This is a genomic window from Alteromonas sp. I10, assembly GCF_003201515.1.
Lineage (GTDB): Bacteria > Pseudomonadota > Gammaproteobacteria > Enterobacterales > Alteromonadaceae > Alteromonas > Alteromonas macleodii.
In genome coordinates, this window is sequence record NZ_QJJN01000001.1 from 165,769 (window position 1) to 187,843 (window position 22,075).

21 protein-coding genes, 3 tRNA genes and 1 other RNA gene are annotated in these 22,075 nt (G+C 44.4%); 17 read left to right on the forward strand and 8 right to left on the reverse strand.

Annotated features, from left to right (window positions below; translation table 11 throughout):
- The first annotated feature begins 122 nt into the window (after window positions 1–122).
- The 7 genes from BZA03_RS00640 (at window position 123) to BZA03_RS00670 (ending at window position 4,557) form a co-directional block, all read left to right on the forward strand.
- Window positions 123–214, forward strand: a tRNA-Ser gene (locus tag BZA03_RS00640).
- Window positions 215–251: 37 nt separating this feature from the next.
- Window positions 252–328, forward strand: a tRNA-Arg gene (locus BZA03_RS00645).
- A gap of 53 nt (window positions 329–381) precedes the next feature.
- Window positions 382–458, forward strand: a tRNA-Arg gene (locus tag BZA03_RS00650).
- A gap of 141 nt (window positions 459–599) precedes the next feature.
- Entirely contained in the window at window positions 600–1,076 is a 477-nt protein-coding gene (locus BZA03_RS00655) for an acyl-CoA thioesterase (protein WP_110287706.1), read from the forward strand.
- Window positions 1,077–1,295: 219 nt separating this feature from the next.
- The gene (locus BZA03_RS00660; protein WP_110287707.1) at window positions 1,296–1,583 is read left to right on the forward strand and encodes an OadG family protein; all 288 of its coding nucleotides are present in this window, start codon (window positions 1,296–1,298) and stop codon (window positions 1,581–1,583) included.
- 19 nt (window positions 1,584–1,602) lie between these two features.
- Window positions 1,603–3,423: a sodium-extruding oxaloacetate decarboxylase subunit alpha gene (gene oadA, locus BZA03_RS00665; protein WP_110287708.1), complete on the forward strand. Its 1,821-nt coding sequence runs from the start codon at window positions 1,603–1,605 to the stop codon at window positions 3,421–3,423.
- Between the two features lie 3 nt (window positions 3,424–3,426).
- Entirely contained in the window at window positions 3,427–4,557 is a 1,131-nt protein-coding gene (locus BZA03_RS00670; RefSeq protein ID WP_014948675.1) for a sodium ion-translocating decarboxylase subunit beta, read from the forward strand.
- 171 nt (window positions 4,558–4,728) lie between these two features.
- Here BZA03_RS00670 and BZA03_RS00675 read toward each other — a convergent pair whose 3' ends face one another.
- From BZA03_RS00675 to pspF, 6 genes are read right to left on the reverse strand one after another with little or no spacing between them, the layout of a single operon-like run.
- A complete protein-coding gene (locus tag BZA03_RS00675; protein WP_014948676.1) occupies window positions 4,729–5,535 on the reverse strand; it encodes an ATP-binding cassette domain-containing protein in 807 nt (268 codons plus the stop codon).
- The gene (locus tag BZA03_RS00680) at window positions 5,535–6,530 is read right to left on the reverse strand and encodes an oligopeptide/dipeptide ABC transporter ATP-binding protein (protein WP_014948677.1); all 996 of its coding nucleotides are present in this window, start codon (window positions 6,528–6,530) and stop codon (window positions 5,535–5,537) included. Before BZA03_RS00680 ends, BZA03_RS00675 begins: the two co-directional genes overlap by 1 nt.
- Before the next feature lies 1 nt (window position 6,531).
- On the reverse strand, window positions 6,532–7,425 hold the full coding sequence (locus tag BZA03_RS00685; protein WP_014948678.1) for an ABC transporter permease subunit: 894 nt from the start codon (window positions 7,423–7,425) through the stop codon (window positions 6,532–6,534).
- Complete coding sequence (locus BZA03_RS00690) at window positions 7,412–8,380, reverse strand: ABC transporter permease (RefSeq protein ID WP_014948679.1); 969 nt, start codon at window positions 8,378–8,380, stop codon at window positions 7,412–7,414. Before BZA03_RS00690 ends, BZA03_RS00685 begins: the two co-directional genes overlap by 14 nt.
- Window positions 8,381–8,439: 59 nt before the next feature.
- Window positions 8,440–10,200 (reverse strand): ABC transporter substrate-binding protein, encoded by a 1,761-nt coding sequence (locus tag BZA03_RS00695; RefSeq protein WP_110287709.1) that lies wholly within the window; start codon window positions 10,198–10,200, stop codon window positions 8,440–8,442.
- A gap of 3 nt (window positions 10,201–10,203) precedes the next feature.
- Window positions 10,204–11,325 carry a phage shock protein operon transcriptional activator gene (gene pspF / locus BZA03_RS00700; protein ID WP_075176159.1) on the reverse strand — a complete coding sequence of 374 codons (1,122 nt, stop codon included), beginning with the start codon at window positions 11,323–11,325 and terminating at the stop codon, window positions 10,204–10,206.
- A 222-nt stretch (window positions 11,326–11,547) separates the two neighbouring features.
- On the opposite strand from pspF, the gene pspA reads away from it, so the two are divergent.
- The 7 genes from pspA to maiA all read left to right on the forward strand — a co-directional run bounded on the left by pspA (window position 11,548) and on the right by maiA (window position 18,024).
- Window positions 11,548–12,231 carry a phage shock protein PspA gene (pspA, locus tag BZA03_RS00705; RefSeq protein ID WP_014948682.1) on the forward strand — a complete coding sequence of 228 codons (684 nt, stop codon included), beginning with the start codon at window positions 11,548–11,550 and terminating at the stop codon, window positions 12,229–12,231.
- Between the two features lie 75 nt (window positions 12,232–12,306).
- Complete coding sequence (pspB, locus tag BZA03_RS00710; protein ID WP_014948683.1) at window positions 12,307–12,546, forward strand: envelope stress response membrane protein PspB; 240 nt, start codon at window positions 12,307–12,309, stop codon at window positions 12,544–12,546.
- Window positions 12,543–12,989 carry an envelope stress response membrane protein PspC gene (gene pspC / locus BZA03_RS00715; protein WP_110287710.1) on the forward strand — a complete coding sequence of 149 codons (447 nt, stop codon included), beginning with the start codon at window positions 12,543–12,545 and terminating at the stop codon, window positions 12,987–12,989. Before pspB ends, pspC begins: the two co-directional genes overlap by 4 nt.
- A gap of 203 nt (window positions 12,990–13,192) precedes the next feature.
- Window positions 13,193–13,993, forward strand: coding sequence for a phenylalanine 4-monooxygenase (gene phhA / locus BZA03_RS00720; protein WP_014948685.1), 801 nt, complete (start codon window positions 13,193–13,195; stop codon window positions 13,991–13,993).
- 215 nt (window positions 13,994–14,208) lie between these two features.
- A complete protein-coding gene (tyrR, locus tag BZA03_RS00725) occupies window positions 14,209–15,765 on the forward strand; it encodes a transcriptional regulator TyrR (protein WP_014948686.1) in 1,557 nt (518 codons plus the stop codon).
- A 416-nt stretch (window positions 15,766–16,181) separates the two neighbouring features.
- Window positions 16,182–17,192, forward strand: a complete 1,011-nt coding sequence (locus BZA03_RS00730; protein ID WP_110287711.1) for a fumarylacetoacetate hydrolase family protein — start codon at window positions 16,182–16,184, stop codon at window positions 17,190–17,192.
- A gap of 178 nt (window positions 17,193–17,370) precedes the next feature.
- Window positions 17,371–18,024 (forward strand): maleylacetoacetate isomerase, encoded by a 654-nt coding sequence (gene maiA / locus BZA03_RS00735; RefSeq protein WP_014975930.1) that lies wholly within the window; start codon window positions 17,371–17,373, stop codon window positions 18,022–18,024.
- Window positions 18,025–18,069: 45 nt separating this feature from the next.
- Here the strand turns inward: maiA and BZA03_RS00740 are convergent, their stop codons facing one another.
- Window positions 18,070–18,537: an Lrp/AsnC family transcriptional regulator gene (locus BZA03_RS00740; RefSeq protein WP_014948689.1), complete on the reverse strand. Its 468-nt coding sequence runs from the start codon at window positions 18,535–18,537 to the stop codon at window positions 18,070–18,072.
- Between the two features lie 308 nt (window positions 18,538–18,845).
- Here BZA03_RS00740 and BZA03_RS00745 point away from each other — a divergent pair, with 308 nt between their 5' ends.
- Complete coding sequence (locus BZA03_RS00745; protein WP_014948690.1) at window positions 18,846–19,904, forward strand: Glu/Leu/Phe/Val dehydrogenase dimerization domain-containing protein; 1,059 nt, start codon at window positions 18,846–18,848, stop codon at window positions 19,902–19,904.
- Window positions 19,905–19,990: 86 nt separating this feature from the next.
- An RNA gene (gene ffs, locus BZA03_RS00750) (signal recognition particle sRNA small type) lies at window positions 19,991–20,087 on the forward strand.
- A gap of 15 nt (window positions 20,088–20,102) precedes the next feature.
- Here the strand turns inward: ffs and BZA03_RS00755 are convergent.
- Complete coding sequence (locus BZA03_RS00755; protein ID WP_014948691.1) at window positions 20,103–20,384, reverse strand: late competence development ComFB family protein; 282 nt, start codon at window positions 20,382–20,384, stop codon at window positions 20,103–20,105.
- A gap of 236 nt (window positions 20,385–20,620) precedes the next feature.
- Here BZA03_RS00755 and BZA03_RS00760 point away from each other — a divergent pair, with 236 nt between their 5' ends.
- Complete coding sequence (locus BZA03_RS00760; RefSeq protein ID WP_069943926.1) at window positions 20,621–21,709, forward strand: tryptophan 2,3-dioxygenase family protein; 1,089 nt, start codon at window positions 20,621–20,623, stop codon at window positions 21,707–21,709.
- Window positions 21,710–22,075: the final 366 nt, after the last annotated feature.

Here is a 22,075-nt window from a genome sequence, read left to right on the forward strand (position 1 = left end):
GTATTGCGAACAAATTACTGGTTTTTTGCTCGAATCGTTTAAAATGGCAGCGGGTGAACAATTTCTTTATAAAAAAGGTTTGACTCAGGCCAATGAATCCGTAAAATGCACCCCGCAGTCAAGGAGAGGTGGGTGAGTGGCTGAAACCAGTTCCCTGCTAAGGAACCATACGCATATACGCGTATCGAGGGTTCGAATCCCTCCCTCTCCGCCATTATTCGTTGGCAGTGACGGCCAACAACAAGTTTTGCGCGTGTGTAGCTCAGCTGGATAGAGTACCTGGCTACGAACCAGGCGGTCGGAGGTTCGAATCCTTCCACACGCGCCACTTATTTTAAAGCGTCGCCTTTTGAGGTAGAATTCAAAAGTACACAAGTTTACGCGTGTGTAGCTCAGCTGGATAGAGTACCTGGCTACGAACCAGGCGGTCGGAGGTTCGAATCCTTCCACACGCGCCATATTGAAAAACCCACCTTTTTAGGTGGGTTTTTTCATTTCTACTCCTTTTATTTTTGTTCTCTCCACTTTCGTCTAAGCGCGCTGTTCAAAATTTAAGCTAAACTTAATGTGTCTAACAGCAGTAAAGCGCGAGGTACGCTATGGCACATCCATCTACTACTTTCCGATTTTTAGCAGAACCTACCGACGTAAACTTTGGCGGTAACGTTCACGGTGGCATTGTAATGAAATGGATTGACCAAGCAGCCTATGCCTGTGCCGCGCAATGGTCCAAATGTTACTGCGTCACGGTGTCTGCCAATGGCATACGTTTCATAAAACCTATAAAAGTAGGCCAGCTAGTTGAGATAACCGCATCGTTGGTACACACTGGTGCGTCAAGTATGCATATCTATGTTGTGGTTAAATCGGGCGACGCCACGGAAAACACTACGTCTGTCGCAAATCGCTGTTTTATAACTTTTATGGCGGTGGACTGTGAGGGAAGCCCAGTAAATGTGCCTGCTTACGTACCCAAGGATGAACGACATATGCAACTAGAATTAGTGGCGATGCATGCGAAAGATTTCGCTAAACAGCTAGACAGTGACTTTACGGAAAATATAGGCTTTCATTAAGACGTGAGTATAAATGAACGTAAACGTAGATTGCTGGCATCGGCAACGCTTATGCTAATTCCTAAAATATGCTTTTGTTGCAAATTTATTAAAGAATAATGCATTAAGTTTCATTTTGGCGGGTTTTATTCATTTTAAAGTGGTTTTTTATGCTACTTTGTTGTGTTTTGAAAAACCACGTGATACTTATTCAGGTACAAAATAACAACAGGATTGAATATGGATTCGGGATCCGTCGCTAGCCTGCTCTTTGAAGCAGGTTCTCTTATGCTTATAGGAATGGTATTTGTTTTCTCATTCTTAGGGCTTCTTATTGTGGGTATTCATCTCATTGCCCGATTTTGTGAAGCTTTTCCCGGTGAAACAGCAGAGCTTTCAGCTAATTTAAAAGGGCCTTCAGCTAATTTGAGTCGAAACAATCAAGCGGTACAACCAGGAATAGACGGAAACGTTATCGCAGCTATTTCTGCCGCAATTCATACCCATCGCCAAAATTCTAAAAAATAAAGCCTAATCAGGAGTTACCATGTCTAAGCCTCTGGCCCTTACCGAGCTGGTTCTGCGTGATGCCCACCAATCCCTTCTTGCTACGCGCATGCGTATTGAAGATATGCTTCCCATAGCGGAAAAACTAGATAAAGCTGGCTTTTGGTCAGTTGAATCTTGGGGTGGTGCTACATTTGATGCCTGTATTCGTTATTTAGGGGAAGACCCTTGGGAGCGCATCAGAAAGCTAAAAGCAGCCATGCCTAACACGAAACAGCAAATGCTGTTGCGTGGTCAAAACCTATTGGGTTACCGCCATTATGCTGACGATGTTGTCACTCGCTTTGTAGAGCGTGCTCACGAAAGTGGCGTAGATGTATTTAGAATTTTTGATGCCATGAATGACATTAGAAATTTGAAAACCGCAATAAAAGCGACCATAGACAGTGGCGCTCACGCGCAAGGGACAATTTCTTATACGGTAAGCCCTGTGCACAATCTTAAGCTTTGGCTCGAAATGGCGAAACAGCTTGAAGACCTAGGGGTTCATTCTATCTGCGTAAAAGATATGGCTGGGCTTTTAAAACCGTACGAGTGCGAGGCATTGATTACCGGATTAAAAGAAACGGTTGATGTACCTATTGCCATGCAGTGCCATGCCACAACAGGGTTGAGTACGGCGACGTATCAAAAAGCTATCGATGCCGGTATTGATATGCTGGACACGGCTATTTCTTCAATGAGCATGACTTATGGCCATAGCGCAACTGAGACCATGGTTTCTATCGTAGAAGGTACTGAGCGCGATACGGGCATTTCATTGCCTGAGCTTGAAGACATTGCCAGTTACTTCAGGGAAGTAAGAAAGAAATACAGCAAGTTCGAAGGCAGTCTCAAAGGGGTAGATGCACGTATTCTTTTGGCTCAAGTACCGGGCGGAATGCTAACCAACATGGAAAGTCAGCTTAAAGAGCAGGGCGCTGAAGATAAATTCGAAGAAGTGTTAAAAGAAATTCCACGGGTGAGGGAAGATCTTGGGTTCATTCCTCTTGTTACGCCAACCTCACAAATCGTGGGCACGCAGTCAGTGCTTAACGTACTCACCGGCGAGCGTTACAAAAGCATTACAAAAGAAACCGCAGGCGTTCTTAAAGGTGAATATGGCGCTACCGCAGCACCAGTAAACAAGGATTTGCAGGCGCGTGTGCTTGATGGCGCAGAGCCCGTGACATGTCGCCCTGCTGACAATATTGCACCAGAGCTGGATACACTGAGTAAAGAGCTTGATGAACTGGCTGAGAAAAAGCAACTATCGCTGTCAGACGATAAAATTGATGATGTTTTGACTTATGCCTTATTCCCGCAGATAGGCCTAAAGTTTATCGAAAACCGCGGCAACCCTGATGCGTTTGAACCTGCACCTAGCGCGCAAGAGTCGCAAAGCTCGAGTGCGCCTAAGCCTGCTGAAGCCAAGTCAAGCTCACAGGGGGCTACAACGAGTGAAACTTACGATGTAAATGTAGATGGAAAAGTGTATCGCGTTGAAGTGGCGCCTTCAGGTACGCTGACGAGCGTTACACCTGCTAGTAGCTCTCAGACGCAAGCACAGCCTCAAACTAAGAGTGCTGCGTCATCAGCCTCTACTTCTTCTCAGTCTATTGATGCACCGCTTGCAGGTAACGTCTTCAAAGTCTTGGTGAGAAACGGCGACAGCGTGTCAGAAGGCGATGTGGTGATGATCTTAGAAGCCATGAAAATGGAGACAGAGATCCGCTCCGCATACACCGGTACGGTCACAGACATTACCGTAGGTGAGGGCGATGCCGTAACCAGTGGTCAACCGTTAATCTTATTGGGGTAGTACATGGATAAGTTAATGGTACTTTGGGATAGTACCGCGCTTGCGCACTTTGAAGCCGGCCAGCTTATAATGATGGCAGTGGGTTTCGGCTTGTTGTACTTGGCCATTGTTAAAAAGTTTGAGCCATTGCTTTTACTGCCCATTGGTTTTGGTGCATTGCTTACTAACATCCCTATTGCTGGTTTTTCAGAAGCGGGTGGGTTGCTGCACTACATATACAAAATCGGCATAGATACAGGGGTATTTCCTCTGCTCATCTTTATGGGCGTAGGCGCAATGACTGATTTCAGTGCGCTTATTGCTAACCCCAAAATGTTGTTACTTGGCGCAGCCGCGCAGTTCGGTATTTTTGCTACCTTGTTTGGCGCGATTGCGCTAAACCTTATACCTGGCTTTGAGTTTACGTTAAAAGACGCGAGTGCCATTGCTATCATAGGTGGCGCGGATGGGCCGACGGCTATTTTCCTCGCCTCACGCCTTGCGCCTGATTTGCTTGGTGCGATTGCAGTCGCTGCATACTCTTATATGGCGTTGGTACCTATTATCCAGCCACCTATCATGAAAGCGCTGACCACAAAAGAAGAGCGCGAAATAAAAATGGGTCAACTACGACCTGTGTCAAAGCGAGAGAAGATTATTTTCCCGCTTGCTGTGCTGTTTATGACTATCTTGTTTTTACCGGCCGCAACGCCGCTTGTCGGCATGTTCTGCTTCGGTAACTTAATGAAAGAGTGTGGCGTGGTAGACAGATTGAGCAAAACAGCCCAAAACGAGCTCATCAATACGGTCACCATTTTCCTTGGTTTAGCAGTAGGATCAAAGTTATCAGCTGAAGCATTCCTTACGGTCGAGACTTTAGGTATTTTGGGGCTTGGGGCTATCGCGTTTGGTATAGGCACTGCCGCAGGCGTACTCATGGCCAAGCTAATGAGTAAGCTGTCGGGTGGCAGTATAAATCCACTGATTGGCGCAGCTGGCGTCTCTGCTGTGCCGATGGCAGCCAGAGTGGTGAACAAAGTTGGGCTAGAAGCTAACCCTCATAACTTCTTACTTATGCATGCAATGGGGCCTAACGTGGCTGGCGTGCTAGGTAGTGCGGTTGCCGCAGGTATTCTGTTGGCTCTGGTTGGCTAGAAAGCACGAATGCATTGCTGTACAAGGGGCAATTTATTTGCCCCTTTTTTATTGCATGGCGTTTGTTCAAAAAAAGGCTTTCTAGGGTTTTCTTTTTGTGACGAGTAGAGCGTGCCAGTTCGGTACGTAAGTGCGCTTCTCAAAGAAAACAGCACCCAAACGATAAGCTCTTTATTCTCGAATTGTGTTTTGTGGCACCAGAGATTGGTATGCGGTAACGAGTTTCTTAGTGCGCGTATGCTGGGGCCACCTAAAGATAGTTTCGGTCTTGCCTTCTTCTACAATTTCACCGCCTTCCATCACAATAATCCTGTCTGCAATGTGTCGTACAATACCCAAGTTGTGACTAATAAAGATAAACGCCAAGCCAAGTTCTTGCTGAAGCTTCAATATAAGATTCACCGTTTGCGAACGAATGGAAGGGTCTAACGCTGCAAAGGGTTCGTCAGCCACCAACACTTTGGGCTTTAACACAATGGCTCTGGCTAGCGCTACGCGCTGCTGCTGTCCATCAGAAAGCATATGTCGATAAAAGTAATAGTGTTCGCGCAAGAGGCCTACCTTCACCAACATATCTTCTATAATTGGTTTGCGTTCTGCTTCGCTTAGGCCTGTATTCAAACGCAATGGCTCATCCAAAATTTTTCCCACAGGAACCGATGGATTCATAGACTCGGAGCTATGCTGCAAGATCATACGAATGTCATGGGTACGTTTTTGCTGGCTATCTTTAGACTGGTATTTGGCTAAATATTTGTGCGTGTTAATTTCAATTTCACCTGCATCAGCAGGCAGTGCACCTACCAAGAGCTTAGCCAACAAGGATTTGCCTGAGCGATTTTCACCAATAATTGCAATGGTTTCACCGCGCTTTACGCTTAAGTTCACTGGACCAAGTTGAAAAACTTCAGGACGTTTTAGCCAACGTTTCCTCTCGTTATGAATAAACGTGAGATCTTTAACCTGCATGATATCCATTACAGCTTCTCCATATGTAGAGGGAAGTGACAGCTGTAATTGTGATCGTGAATTTTACGCACGGCTGGCGTTTGTACACAGGCGCGCTGTGCACGAGGGCAGCGTGGACCTAATCGGCAACCAATAGGCAAATGCTGTAGAGTAGGAATTGAGCCACCAAGCGTGGGTAGCAGCGATTTCGGTGGTAAATCTTTTCTGAAGCTCGGCGCGCTGTCTAGTAATGCTTTTGTGTAAGGGTGCAGAGGGCGCTTCTTAATGTGCTTCATTCTACCTGACTCTACAGTCTGCCCTGCATACAACACCGTCATAGAGTGGGACATACTTGCAATTGCCAGTAGGTCGTGACTAACAAACAAGATCGAGAGCGAGCGGGTCTGATTCAAACGCGTGAAGAGCTTCAGAATTTGTGTTTTTGTTGTAGGTTCCATTCCCCGAGTTGGGTCATCGGCGATGAGCAATTTAGGCTGTGAAACCAAGGCCATCGCAATCATGAATTTTTGACCTATGTCAGCCGGTATTTGATGAGGAAAAGCGCTTAAATAATGCTTGTGGTACTTTATTCCTACTTTGTGAACGGTGCTTATTGCGATCTTTTTGCGGTGTTGTGCTCGTTGCCAGAACCAGCTACCTTCAACAAATTCATCGGGAATGCTCTCTTCCAACTGCTCGCCAAGCGTTGCCGATGGGTCTAAACTTGCCTGTGGGTTTTGGAACACGACCGCTATTTCTCGGCGCATTACCTCACGACGCTGCTGCACAGACATACTCAGCAGGTTTTCACCATTCCAACTCATGCGGTCAGCCGTTAAATTCCATTGGCTAGGAAGGGCTCCGCAAATGGCGGACACGATCAAGCTTTTGCCTGAGCCAGATTCTCCTACCAGTGCGCGAATCTCCCCGCTGCTAACTGACAGGTTAACTTTGTCCAACGCTTTAATTGCGCCATCGCTGCTCTGCATTTCCAAGGTGAGGTTTTTAATATCAAGCATTGGCATATTAATGACTCACTCTTTTTCTAAGTGCTGAACGCAAACCGTCACCCACAATGTTGATAGATAGCACCATGAAGAATATTGCCATGCCGGGGACGGCAACGTTCCACGGTGCTAGATAAGCAACATCTAGCCCATCAGCTAGAATAACGCCAAGTTCAGGAAGCGGTGACTGTGCGCCTAAATTCAGAAAACCAAGTGCAGATATGTCGATAACGGCAATAGAAAGTGCAAGCGTGCCCTGTACAACCAGCATTTCGGTCATGTTGGGTAGTATAGAATGAACAAAAAGTTGCCATCTACTGGCACCGTCCAATTTAGACGCCACTATATATTCTTTTTTCATTTCGGCGCGCACAAAACTTCTTGTGTGGTGCACAAACTGTGGAATAAGTGCAAGGGTAATTGCCCACATGCTGTTAACCAGACCGGTACCCAATATTGCAACGATAATAATCGCAATAAGTAGCGTGGGAATGGCCATAAGTGCATCGAGTAAGTGGTTGACGATACTTGAGCGAACACCTCGCAGCATGCCAGCAAAGGTCCCAAGGCTAACGCCGACTAACATGGCAAGCACAACAGTAATGAATGCGGAGCCTAGTGTGATGCGACACCCATAAATTATGCGGGTAAATAGGTCTCTACCCAACGCATCAGTACCGAAAATGTGCGATATAGAGCCATTAGCTAACCAGCTAGGCGGTATTAACAGTCCGTCGATATTTTGTTCCACGGCATCATAGGGAGTGATGATTGGTGCGAACAGCGCGCAAACAACAAACAACGCCAGCATAATCAGGCCAAGCATGGCGATGTGGCTCGCTTTAAATGATGCCCAAGTCCGTTGCCACGGCGACGGATGGAATTCTTCGTCGTATAAACTAAACTGTGGCACGTTCGTATTTCTCTCTGCTTGGGTCAATCATTCGGTTAAACAAATCAACGAGAATCGTGAGTGTAATTACTACCGTGGATACTGCCATCATACCAATTCTAAGGGCAGGGTAATCTCGCTGATAAATAGCTTGAATCAGCCAATTACCGATCCCCGGCCAAGAAAACAAGGTTTCGACAATCATCGCGTTCGTTATTAATGTCGTAATTTGTATCGCCATTAGCGGTAAAATGGGCAGTAACGCGTTGCGTAGAATATGACGAAAGAATATCTGCCAACTTGAAAGGCCTCTAGATATTGCTGCAGCGATATAGGGGCGGTGTTTCACGTCTATAACAGAACGTCTTGTTATACGTATCATCGAAGCGGTGGCGATAGCACCAATGGCAAACGTAGGTAATGCTAAGTGCGATAACGCATCCTTGAAGGCTAAGGTCTTGTTTTCTATGTCAGACAATAATATATCAATGAGAATAAAGCCTGACACGGGTTCGATGTTATAAAGCAAACTGATACGACCCGACAGCGGTGCAGCGTCTAGCTGCAAACTGAAAACCAATATAAGCAGGAGCGCAAACCAAAAAACAGGAAAAGAATAGGTTGTTATACTTGCACTATTTATTAGGTGATCCGACGTTGAATAGCTGCGAATCCCCGCATAATAACCAAGCGGTATTCCAATGAATAACGCCATCAACATGGCATAGGTTGCCAGTTCTATTGTGGCTGGCATCGCAATACCTACCTCTTCTCTTAACGGCAGGCCTGACGTAAAGCTGTATCCCCAGTCACCAGTGAGCAAATTGCCTACATAATAGAAAAACTGGAAAATATAGGGCTGATCTAGTTTAAATTGCCGCTCCAATGCCGCGCGTTGAATTTCATTTTGCGGCACGAGTCCTGTTAGGTTTTCAAGTGTATCGCCTGGAAAAAGGTAGGCGAGTGAAAACGACATAATCGCTAACACCAAAAGCGTTAATATAAATAAAGTGCAGTATCTTACGAGGATCTGGATCACAGTGCTTTTTTTACTCCACCAAAGCGTACACCGCCAAAGGGATTAATGGTCATTCCTTCTAGTTCATTCCTGTATGCCTGATAGCGATAGGCATGTGCGATGGGAACAAGAGGAAGGCGTTCGTATAATAATCGGTTAACTTGCCGGTATATGGCTGTGCGTTCTTCAATATCATCTGTCTGAAGAGCGTCGTTGAGTAACTTATCATAGTCTTCACTGCACCACATGGCACGATTTGTACCTGAGGGTATAGCGCCACAGCTCAATAGCGGACGATAGAAGTTATCTGGGTCTCCGTTGTCGGCAGACCAACCAATTAATACCGAGTCGTGCAGGCCTTCCTGAAGATGGCGTCTGAAGGTAGTCCAATCGTAACTGACAATGGTTGCTTCTACGCCTACATCACGCAAATAACGCTGAATGAGCTCGGCCATCTTTGTTGCGTTAGGATTGTAAGAGCGTTCAACAGGCATAGCCCATATCGTCATAGAAAAGCCGGCCTTAACTCCGGCGTCAGCTAATAATTTGCGCGCTAGAACTGGATTGTAGGCGGTATCGTCTGCGTCATTTTGAAACGCCCAGCTTGCCGCAGGCAGCAGGGTCTTAGCTCTAGTAGCACTGTCAAAATACACCGCTTCTAGCAATGTGTTCTTATCGATTGCGGCCGCTAGCGCACGTCTTACATCTGGGTTATCAAAAGGAGGGCGTTGAGTGTTAAACGCCCAAAATCCAATGTTTAGTCCTGGTTTTTCCGCTAGCGTCAGATCTTCTTTTGCCCGAATCACTTCAAGTTCAGTCTGTGCAGGAAAAGCGGTAGCGTCACATTCACCTGTCATTAATTTAGCCAGTCTCAGTGAGCTTCTTGGCGTAATGTCAAATATAAGCTGCTCTACAACAGGGCGCGTTTCGTCACCGTTTTGTGCTGTACCATCTTGAACAGTATCTTCGCCACCTTGGGCATTTTCAACTTCTTGGTTGGCACTCTCTACAGTATTGTTATCGCTTAGGACTTCATCACTCGTAGGCGCATCTTCCATTTGGTCACGCCAATAGTTGTCGTGGCGCAGGAACTTAATGAAATGATCTTTGCGATAGCTATCGAATTTAAAGGGGCCAGTACCTACTGGAAGCTCATCGATTTTGCCCGGCGTGCCGGTCTGTGCCAGCTGGTTAGCATATTCTTCTGATAAGATAACGGCGAAATCGGTTGCTAGATTTGCCAAAAATGAGCTATCCCTGCGCTTAAGTGTAATTTCAACGCGGTAGCCGTTTACGCGCTCTACCGACGCGATATTTTGTGCAAGGCCTATGCTTTCGAAGTAGGGATAGCGCCCACCAGATACGTAATGGTATGGATGGGAGCGTAGGCGCCATCTGTCTACACTGAAGATAACATCGTCGGCGTTAAAGTTTCGTGTTGGCGTGAAGTAGCGCGTATTGTGAAACCATACATCCTTTCTCAGTTGAAAAGCGTAGGTAAGACCGTCATCACTCACTAACCAGCTACTCGCCAAACTAGGCACGATGCGACCAGACTCAGGGTCGAAATCAAGCAATCTGTCGTAGAGTTGGTGTGAAGATGCATCTGACGTTGTACTTGATGTATCTAGCTGCGGATTGAAGGTAACTGGATTGCTTTCAGAGCAGTATATAATACCCGTATTGTAAAACGCTTGTTTGTTCTGCTTAGCACAGGATGCAACAAGAAGCGCTGTACATATACATAATGACAAACGCTTTACCAAACCATGGGACATGCTTTACGCCTCGACGCTTTCCGCGGAAGAATCTAGTAAGTTATATTTTTTGAGATAGCCTCGCAGCTGATGATACGTCAGGCTCAATTTTTCAGCAGTCTTCTTCTGATTAAACTGACTGTCAGCAAGTGCCTGTTTTATCATATCTATCTCATGTTGTTGAGAACGTTCTTTCAAATCTATGGGATATTCAACAATTTCTGGCTTTTTCACTGGTGCCAGTGGCGTAATGTCTGCACTTTCAATGCGTTCATTGGTGGCAGCGGCCTCTGAAGGGGATTGAGAAACGGGTGAGTCGGACGTATTCACTCTGTCATTGGTCTTCACTCTACCTTTCGGGCGATAAGCTGACTCAAAGGGGTCAAGAACGATTTCATGTACGGGCAGATGAGGATTATTTGTTCGATACACTGCACGTTCGACCACGTTCTTTAGTTCACGTATATTGCCTGGCCAATCGTAATCAAGAAGGGTCCGCTTCGCCTTCTCTGTAAAGCCGCTGAATAATTCCATTTCCATTTCACGGGCCATATTAATAGCAAAGTTTTCTGCCAACATCATGATATCTTCCCTACGCTCGCGTAGCGGAGGAATGGTAATTACGTCAAAGGCAAGTCGGTCGAGTAAGTCTGCACGAAATTCACCTGCATCGGCAAGCGCGGGTAAGTCTTCGTTTGTAGCTGCAATAAGGCGTACGTCAGTTTTTACTGACTTGCTTCCGCCAACGCGCTCAAATTCGCCATATTCGACAACGCGCAGTAGCTTCTCCTGAATAAGGCCAGAAGTATTAGCCAGCTCATCAAGAAATAAGGTGCCGTTGTGGGCCACTTCAAAGCGACCTTCGCGGCGTTTTGAGGCACCGGTGAACGCACCTGCTTCATAACCGAATAATTCACTTTCCAATAGGCTTTCACTTAAGGCAGCACAATTAAGCTTAATATAGTTCTGATCCCAGCGCTTAGATAAGAAGTGAAGTCGCGCGGCAATAAGCTCTTTACCTGTGCCTCGCTCACCTATTACCAGCACAGGTTTATCTAGCGGAGCAATTTGTGAAATTTGCTCTAAAACTTCTAGAAAACTATTCGCTTGGCCAAGTAAATTGTCTTGCTGTCGATACCTACTCATTAAATCCCTCAAAAGTTAGTCATTTCGACCAATTAATAGTGTAGAACAAAACATATTGAGAAACGAGTATTATTTGAACTTATAAAAAGTGTATGAAAAATAGCAGGTTAGCACAGTTATAAAGTTGGCAAGCATATTGAATACAACTAATACCAAGAGTAACCTATTTATCAAGTGTGGTGTTTTTTAAACACTTACCATTTTTAGCAAGAGGTAATTATTATGGGTATCTTCTCGCGTTTTACAGATATTGTGAATTCGAATATTAATGCGCTTTTAGATAAAGCGGAAGATCCTGAGAAAATGGTTAGATTAATCATTCAGGAAATGGAAGACACATTGGTTGAGGTGCGCTCAGCATCAGCAAAGACCTTAGCCAACAAAAAAGAAATTGTTAATCAAATTGCAAAGTATGAAAGCGATGCAAGCGACTGGGAAGCCAAAGCTGAGCTTGCTTTGAGCAAAGACAGAGAAGATTTGGCGCGTGCTGCGCTGCAGGAAAAGAAGAAGTCTGCAGAAGCTGCTGAAGCGTTAAGTAAAGAGCTGGCTATTGTTGATGAGCAAATCAGCAAACTTCAGGATGAAATTGGTCAGCTTCAAGAAAAGCTAGCGGATGCGAAGAGTCGCCAAAAAGCGATTATTATGCGCCAGAAAACTGCAAGCTCTCGTCTTGAAGTGAAAAAGACGCTGGATAGCACTAAAGTAGATAATGCGATGGGACGCTTTGAGCAATATGAGCGTAAAATCGATGACCTTGAGTCGCAGGTTGAAGCTTACGATCTAGGTAAGAAAACGTTACAGGATGAGTTTGCTGAACTAGAGGCCAGTGACAAAGTTGAAGACGAACTTGCTGCGCTTAAAGCGAAAGTAAAAGGTGCAAACACAAGCACCGAAAAATCAGAATAATAAGAATAGGGTGTACCCTCCGGATGTGAAATCGGAAGGAGGGTAATTACATCAGAGTTTGTAGGAGAGATTGAGATGGATGAAGGTACGATTGCAATGTTGGTGATGCCCCTTGTGGTGTTTTCAATATTCGTTGCTCCAATTTGGCTAATATTACACTATCGAAGCAAGAAGCAAGTGAATCAGGGATTGAGTGCAGAAGAGCACGCATCTTTGCAAGACTTAGCCGAGAAAGCCGAGAAAATGAGCGAACGCATTGAAACTCTAGAGGCCATTTTAGACAGCGAGGCACCTGAGTGGAGGAATAGAGCATGAGAAACGGTAAGCAGCTCTATCGCAACCCAGAAAATGCAAGAATTGCAGGCGTGTGCTCGGGTGTAGCTGAATATTTCGGCTTAGAAACTTGGTTAGTAAGGATTTTAGTTGTAACAGGTTTTTTCTTGTTAGCCGGACCTTTCATCTTTGTTGCATACATTGCAGCTTGGTTCATCCTCGATAAAAAACCTATTGGGTTAAAAAATGCACCAACGCAACCTGTTTTCTCAAAAGGTAAGGGATGGACAAATCCCAACGGTGGTCAGGTAAAAAGCCCAAAAGTGGAAGTGAAAACGAAAGTTTGGCAGGCGGGCGAGCCACCAAAACAAGCGTTTCACGATATTCGTAATCGTTTTGAAAAAGCAGAAGTTCGACTTCGTAAAATGGAAACTTATGTAACGTCTCGCGAATATCAACTCAATAAAGAAATTAGCCGTCTTTAATTAGCGATGGCGCACCAAGCAAACTTGAATGAAGCCGCTCGTAATGAGCGGCTTTTTGTTATATAAAACAATGCGTTTACTTGGTTTTGTAAAATTCCTGTTACAGCAAAATCGAGTCGCTCGTAAGGGCTTACACTTTTCGACGTCGCGAATTTCATTAGACTGATAGACAAGTTTTTCAACTCTTATTGGTTACAGAAGTTATGCCAAAGTCAACGCAATACCAGTCGAGACAATCTGACGAGAATGGCATTATCCATTGGTCAGACGAAGAGAACCAAATTTGGTCTGAACTCTATGCGAGACAAATTCCGCTGGTGAAAGAAAGAGCGTGCCAAGAATACTTGGACGGGCTTGATTTGTTGAAGTTAAATGAAAAGGAAATCCCTCAGCTACCCGACATCAACAAAGTACTGATGGAGAAAACGGGTTGGCAAACAGCTGAAGTGCCTGCGTTAATTAATTTTGGCGAATTTTTCAGATTACTGGCGAATAAGCAATTTCCTGTTGCCACCTTTATTCGCACCAGAGAAGAATTCGATTATTTGCAGGAGCCGGATATTTTCCATGAAGTTTTCGGGCATTGTCCGCTACTAACCAATCCTGCATTTGCTCATTTTACTCACACTTACGGAAAGTTGGGCCTTGCTGCCAGCAAAGAAGACCGAGTTTATCTTGCTCGTCTTTATTGGTTCACCGTAGAGTTTGGATTGGTGAGAGCCAAAGATGAATTGAAGATATACGGTGGAGGCATCTTATCTTCTCCTGGCGAGACAATATATGCGTTAGACAGCGACACACCTCTGCGTAACCCGCTCACTGCTATTGATGCATTAAGAACACCTTATCGTATCGATATTATGCAGCCTCTTTATTATATCTTACCGGAATTCGACCATCTGTTTGAATTAGCGGAAATGGATATTATGGCACTCGTAGAAGAAGCTAAGTCTTTAGGGCTATTTTCCCCACTTTTCCCACCTAAAGAGAAAAAAGCCAGTTAACACTATTGTTAATTAAATGTGTTTTATATAGGATGCCGCTCACTGAAGCGGCATCTTTTTTATTTGGTATGCACGGCCTTTTAATCATGCTCTCTGCGTGTTCTTAAATGTGTGATTCATCGCAAATTTAACCATCTGTAACATTTATCTTGTTATCTTTTTGTAAAAGTATGGTATTCTGTACATATATGTTTACAAAATAGCTATAACACCCTATGCGTCTAGAAATAAGCTGTCAGGACCGTCTTGGTATCACTCAAGATGTTTTAGATATTCTCGTTACTAAAGAAATAGATTTACGCGGTATTGAAATTGACCCTGCGGGGAAAATTTTCCTTAATTTTCCCAATATCGAATTTGCAGATTTTCAACACCTCATGCCTCAAATTCGCCGCATCGATGGTATCGACGATGTGAAGACGACGCTTTTCATGCCAGGAGAGCGTGAAAAAAATCAGCTTTCCGCTATTTTAAGAACGTTGCCCGACCCTGTGTTTTCTATCGATGCCAAAGGCAATATCTTGCTATGCAATGAAGCGGTATGCGCGGGGCTAGAAATTCCGAGTAGCGAAATAGAAGGCATTGAAATTGGCGAAGTTGTGAAAGGCTTTAACTTTACTAAATGGATGGACGGTAAATCGCCTGGCCCTCAGTCTTCGAAAGTGAAGTTTATTCAACAGGATTACCTAGCCGATATGCTGCCTATTACCGTACCTGACGGCGAACAGAATATGATCATGGCAGGTGCTGTGGTGATATTAAAATCAGAGATGCGACTAGGACAGCAATTTACCGCGTTCCACCAGTCTCCCACTGATAGCTTTGACCGCTTTGTCACTCAGTCTCCGTTTATGAAGCGAGTCGTTCATGAAGCCAAGCGAATAGCTGATTTGGATGCACCCATTTTAATTTTTGGTGAAACAGGCACAGGCAAGGAAATGATTGCCAGAGCCTGTCACCAGTCTAGCCGTCGCAGTGAAGGTGCATTTTTAGCTTTAAACTGCGCGTCTTTACCTGACAGCGTGGCAGAAACCGAATTATTCGGTTACGCAGCGGGGGCGTTCAATCAGCCTAATGCAAAAGTGGGGCTATTAGAGCAAGCAAAAGGCGGTACGCTTCTTCTCGATGAAATTGCTGATATGTCTTCTCAGCTTCAAGCTAAACTGCTCCGCGTTCTGGAAGACGGCGAATTTAGAAGAGTAGGGGATTCTGAGCCAGTTAAGGTAGACGTGCGATTTATTTGCACCACCTGTCGTGACTTAGGTCAGCTTGTAGAAGAAGGACGATTTAGAAAAGAATTGTACTACCGCTTAAACGTACTAAGTTTGGTTATGCCTTCTTTAAAAGACAGAAGGCAGGATATCGTTCCTCTTGCCGAGTCTTTCATCGTTCAACACAGTACCAAGTTAGGTCGTCGTCCTGCGAAACTCAGTAAATCCTGTGTTGATTTTCTGCAGCAGTACCCGTGGCCGGGTAATGTGAGACAGCTACAGAATGCGTTGTATCGCGCGTTATCACTCCTTGATGGTAAGGAGATTACCAAGGAAGACATTCAGCTTCCAAGTTGTGCGCCAAGCGTCACTTATATTGACGAAAACTTTGACGGCACATTAGACGAAGAAGTGAAGAAGTTTGAAAAGGACTTGCTCAAGCGGTTATATCCTTCCTACCCAAGTACCCGTCAATTGGCTAAAAAACTGGGGTTAAGTCATACGGCAATTGCAAATAAGTTACGTGAATACGGCATTAACAAGGCAACGGTAAAGCTTTAATTATATGGGAGCATTGACCTTTGCCATAGGGTGAGGGTTAATGTGACCAAGTATATTTGACGTCGTTTAGCAAAGTAAAAATGGCAAATGGTCTACGCCAATTTTTATATCGTTAATGCGTTTTTGTGCCTCAGAGCAATATCAATTCATCTGTTACGATAAATTTACATCGCCCACGGAGCAAGCGGGCAGCGCTATACCTGCTCAACAGAGGCTTACTAGCGTACATCCTTTCTTACAGCCAAATAAAACTTCGTCAACAGATCACTTCTCAACGCACACCAACTAGTGGCATAACTATAATCATGGAATTGTGTGTGATGCTGCCGCGTAAAAAGATATAGGTCTTTTATTCAGAACGTATTAATAAAAGACAAGAGCGCCAAGCTGATGAATAATTTTTCGAGGAAAGAACAATGAAACTAGCAACCTATAAGAATGAAACCCGAGATGGCTGCCTAATGGTAGTGTCGAAGGACCTTTCTCGAGCATGCAGTGCACAGGACATTGCGAAAACGATGCAAGACGCACTGGATAATTGGAAAGAGATTGCCCCTCAGCTACAGATGAAATACCAAGCGCTAAATGATAATGCGTGTGACAGCGTGCCGTTTGACGCATCTCGCTGTGAGTCGCCTCTGCCTAGAGCTTACCAATGGGCTGATGGAAGTGCTTACGTGAACCATGTGGAATTGGTGCGAAAGGCGCGTAATGCAGAAATGCCGGAAAGCTTTTGGACTGACCCATTGATGTATCAAGGTGGTTCCGATGACTTTATTGGACCCGAGGATGACATCATACTTCCAAGTGATGATTGGGGAATCGATTTTGAAGGGGAAGTCGCTGTTGTTACCGATGATGTTCCTATGGCGTGTACGCCTGAACAGGCTTCAGAGCGCATTCGACTTATTATGTTAGTTAACGACGTATCACTTAGAGGGTTAATCCCAGGCGAACTGGCGAAGGGGTTTGGCTTCTTCCAATCAAAACCTGCGTCTAGCTTTTCTCCGGTTGCTGTAACACCAGATGAATTAGGTGATGCGTGGAAAGATAGCAAAGTGCACTTGCCTTTGCGTTCAACCTACAATGGTGAACTATTCGGTAAGCCTGAAGCGGGTCAGGACATAACGTTTGATTTTGGTCAGCTAGTCGCGCATGCTGCCAAGAGCAGAAACCTAGGTGCAGGTGCTATCATCGGCTCGGGTACAGTGTCTAATAAACAGGGTACAGATCATGGCTCTGCCATCGCTGAAGGCGGTGTGGGTTATTCATGTATTGCAGAAGTACGCATGATTGAGACTATTCGAGACGGCAAACCTTCTACTCCTTTCATGCAGTTTGGTGATCGTATTCGCATAGAAATGCTAGATAAAGAAGGCCACTCTGTTTTTGGTGCCATTGAACAGCAAGTTAAGCCGCTTAGCTAAAACTTTAAAATGAAAAGTAGTGTGGGGTAATAACGTGGTTTACTCAGTAGGCACGTTGCTGTTTTCCCCACTATCATTATAAGAGAGAGTAGAGCGTTATTATAAGAGAGAGTAGAGCGTTTAGATTCATCAAAGCCCTGCACTCCTACCAAAAACGTTTAATAGGTGTGGTAGTACCATGAGTATAAAACTTTACGGCTATTGGCGTTCGACCGCCTCTTACCGCGTGCGGATTGCGCTGAATTTGAAAGGGGTTGAGTACGAGTATGTACCTGTACATCTTGTAAACAACGGTGGCGAGCAGCATAGTAGCGAATATACGCGTCTCAATCCTGCGCACCTTGTCCCTACTTTGGTAGACGAAGACGAAGATATTATTCTGAATCAATCGTTATCAATCATCGAATATCTTGATGAACGGTATGAAGGCGAACACCAGCTGGTTCCTGAACATCGAACAGAGAGAGCGAGAGTCAGAGCGCTAGCACAAGATATCGCGTGTGATATTCAGCCTTTGGGTAATCTACGTGTACTGAACGCGCTAAAAGGGAATTTTGAGGCGTCACAGGATGATGTGGCGAAGTGGGCATCCCACTGGATAACGCTGGGGTTCGACGGCATTGAAAAGCGTCTTCAGACCCAAGCCGGAAAGTTCTGCTTTGATTTCGATGTTACGCTGGCTGATATTTGCTTAGTACCCCAGGTGTATAATGCGCAACGTTTTAACGTTGATATGAGTCGCTACCCTTTAATTAGTAAGATAGCGAAGAACTGTAACGAGTTAGATGCTTTTGAGCGGGCTAAGCCCGAAAATCAAATAGACGCCACTTAGACTGACGGGGGAGAGTAGAAATGTACTCTGACCCCATTTTTTGAGTTATTGGCGTTTAATCGGTAGCTCGGTGGTGTTTTTCACCTGCTTTAAGGCGAAGGTTGAGCTTAAATGATCGACAAGAGGCAGGTGAGTTAATTTCGTTTTAAGTAAGAATTCGTACTCTTCAATACTTTCCACTATCACTTTTAGTAAATAGTCTTTTTCACCGCTGGTGGTATGACACTCCACGATTTCATCGATGTTTTGTACGGCATTTTCAAAATCGGTTAGCGAGTCACCGTCATGGTTTTTCAACGTGACATAGATAAAGACCGACACACCTAAATTCAGTTTTTTGCTGTTTAGCAATGTGACTTTACCAAGAATGATGCCGTCGGCTTCCATTCGCTTGACACGTCTCCAGCACGGAGTGTGCGACAATCCTACACGCTGGCTTAAATCTGCCATCGACACCGTGGCGTCTTGCTGAAGTACGCGCAAAATCTCACGGTCAAATTTATCCAATTTCATTAACACTGTTTCCGTCGTTTTTATGATGTTTATTATATATCAAAAAAAATTCTAGGATAGCTGTCCTAGAAAAATTGTAATCAATTCTATTGCGTTTCAGTTTGTAAATTTCATTAACAAACTTTGCAAGGCCTGTCCTCAAAACAATCGGATACACTTGGCAAAATGTTGCTGATCTTTGCGAGGCCGATAAGTGTACCGCAAATCATCTTCAGACTCTCACATCATCCCAAATGAGCGGCGTTTCGTTTTCGTGACAGCTAGACCTTGGGTAGGCTTTAATTCATCACAGTATTAATAGGGAAAATATGTCAGTTTTTGATCACCCGGAGTTCAATAATCACGAACACGTTGCGTTTTATCATGACGAGAAGGCGGGCTTGAGCGCCATTATTGCTGTACACAATACCAATCTGGGGCCAGCACTTGGCGGTTGTCGCATGTGGCCCTACGTAAATAGTGGTGAGGCATTGACCGATGTGTTGAGACTGTCAAAGGGGATGACGTATAAAGCAGCCATGGCTAACTTGGAGCTTGGCGGCGGTAAATCTGTGATCATCGGCGACCCTCGAAAGGCTAAATCGCCAGAAATGATGAAGGCAATGGGCAAGTTTGTTGAATCATTGGGCGGCAAGTATTTCACTGCTGAAGACTCTGGTATTTCAGTAACGGACTTGCAAACCATGGCAACCGAGTCGGATTACATCGCTGGTGTTAATGCTAAATACCACTATGCGGGCGAAGTACCTGACGGAAACCCGGCTCCGTCTACAGCATACGGTGTGTTTGTGGGATTAAAGGCGACGGTAGAGTACGGCTTGAAGCGCAGCCTTGATGGCGTCAGTGTTGCTATACAAGGTATGGGTCACGTTGGCTACCGTCTTGCAAAGCATTTGCATGAGCACGGTGCCAAGCTTTATGTTGCGGATATCTATCCTGAAGGTGTTGAAAAAGCAGTATCTGAATTTGGTGCGACAGCTGTAGCGCCGGAAGAAATACTGAGCTTAGATGTGGATGTGTTAGCGCCATGTGCGTTGGGTGCAGCCATTAACGATCTGTCATTGCCTGAAATCAAAGCCAAAGTAATTGCAGGCGCTGCAAATAACCAGCTTGCACGTGAAGATATTGGTGAATTGCTTCAACAACGCGGCATTCTGTATGCGCCAGATTACGTGATCAACGCGGGTGGCGTTATCGACATCTTCCATCAGCGTATGGAATCGAGTTCTAATGAAGCGCTTCGCGCACATATTGAGCAAATCGGCGAAACGCTAAAAGAAATTTATACCCGTGCAGAGCAAGAAGGGGCGGCGACAAACCGCGTTGCCAACCTTATTGCCGAAGAGAGATTTTCTTTAAAGGGTTGAAAACTCTCAACCAAATAGTCATAATGCGCCCCGCACTCAAGCAGGGGCGAATGACTTTGCTTTGAATGCGATTTTCTATGGTGGGCTTTTGGTCCTCCCGCAATGATACTCTGTGAACCCGGTCAGGCCTGGAAGGGAGCAGCCGCAGCAGACGACTCATGTGCCGGGATGTGGCTGGAGGCCCGCCACCCAAATTCCTTATTCGTCTTCTTTTTTAGTCTTTTCTATTTCATCTAAGTACTTGAGTGCTTTACTAATAGCATGCTCAACATTCATTTCCATTTGATTGCGTTCGCTCTGAGGCAGGTAAAACGCCATGTCTACTTCGTAGCGGATATAACGTGGTGGAACCTGATTTAAGGCAAGACAGCACAAGTCTGCTAAGTAATCAGGACTTTTCGTGGTATCGAGCCCCAGCTTACTGATTCTTTCTAAAACCAGGTGTTCATAATAGTTATGGATGTCGTCATCTAGTTTCATGTTCATTCCCCTTATAATTGTTGTTAGCGCCCTGCGTAAAAGTGCTGTGGTATGCAAATATGTTGTGCGGAAGATACAGCACTTGTCCAACTAATTGGACACATTTTTATACAAGCTAAATGGCACAACACGAACCTTGGCTATATATCCTTATAATGTATAGCTTGTATTCTGTGGATGTCGAGTCGACGGTGATAGAATTACGAAGTTAAACAAAGCAATAAGGCAAGAACGACATGAAAAAAAATATAGAGCCCTGCTACTACGGCGATTACCTACAGCTTGATAAGATTTTGGGGGCGCAGGACTTACAGAGTGAGAAGTACGGTGACGCGGCGCACGAAGAAATGCTGTTCATTATTGTTCACCAAGTTTATGAGCTTTGGTTTAAGCAGGTTCTTCATGAATTAAATGCAGTAATTGATACGTTTAATCAAGAAACGGTTAAAGATCAGCAGCTAACGCTAGTGGTGCATCGCTTACAGCGAGTGATACAAATTCAAAAGTTAATGAACGATCAAATTGCTATCATGGAAACCATGACGCCACAGCAGTTTTTGTCGTTTAGGGACTACCTAGTGCCCGCGTCGGGCTTCCAAAGTATACAGTTCAAGCGTTTAGAAATATCACTGGGCCTAAAGCGCGATTTCAGAATCGACTTTGATAAACAAAGCTTTTACAACCGTCTGACTGATAAAGATAGAGCGTTATTGGAAACCCTTGAAAGCAAACCCAGTTTGTTTGAGTTGGTCGACAAATGGCTTTCAAGAATGCCGCTTCTAAAAACGGAAGGTTTCGATTTTTGGCAATATTATAAAGATGCGGCAGACGAAATGTTGAAAGACGACCATCATACAATTTCAACCAGTGACATGCTGTCTGATACAGAGCGGCGACAAGAGCTAAAAGACTTACAAGCAACGATGGAGAACTTTGATGCGTTGTTTGATGATACGCAGTTTGAAAAGTTAAGAGGCGAGGGCAAATTCCGCTTAAGTCATAAAGCATTGCTTTCTGCATTATTTATAAAGCAGTATTCTGAAGAGCCTATCTTTAATCTGCCGTTCCAGCTTATTACCGCACTCACAGAGATAGACGAGCAACTCACTATATGGCGCTATCGTCACGCAATGATGGTTCAGCGCATGCTGGGCACTAAAATTGGCACTGGTGGATCATCAGGACATCATTACCTCAAGAAAACCACTGAGTCTAATCGTATCTATTTAGACTTTTTTAACATGGCAACCTTCTTACTTCCCAAGAGTGCATTGCCAGAATTGCCTGAAACTGTAAGAAGACGACTGGGGTTTTATCTGCAATAGTGAGTAAACCTTATTTATTAATTTTATCTTATAATTCCTTCAACATCTTTTCGCACATGTTGTAGAGCTATAATAAAAAGAAATATTCAGGTTTGTCTGGCCCTTTAAATTCGTATCTACCATATTTAAGCAAAAATAAAGAGTTATTTTAATAAAGTGGTTTTTTAATTATCGGTACAAAATTTAACCTTTTAAAGGTTGAATAATAACCGATTAAAAAGGGCCGTATAAAAAACAATCAAAAATAAATTTGGTGTTTTTTTTATAATTTATATTATTGTTATAAAAGGGTTTATTTGTAATTTGTAGCTATTTTGTTACAACTTTCTTTAATATATCAAAAAAAAAATTGAACTTTTCAGGACC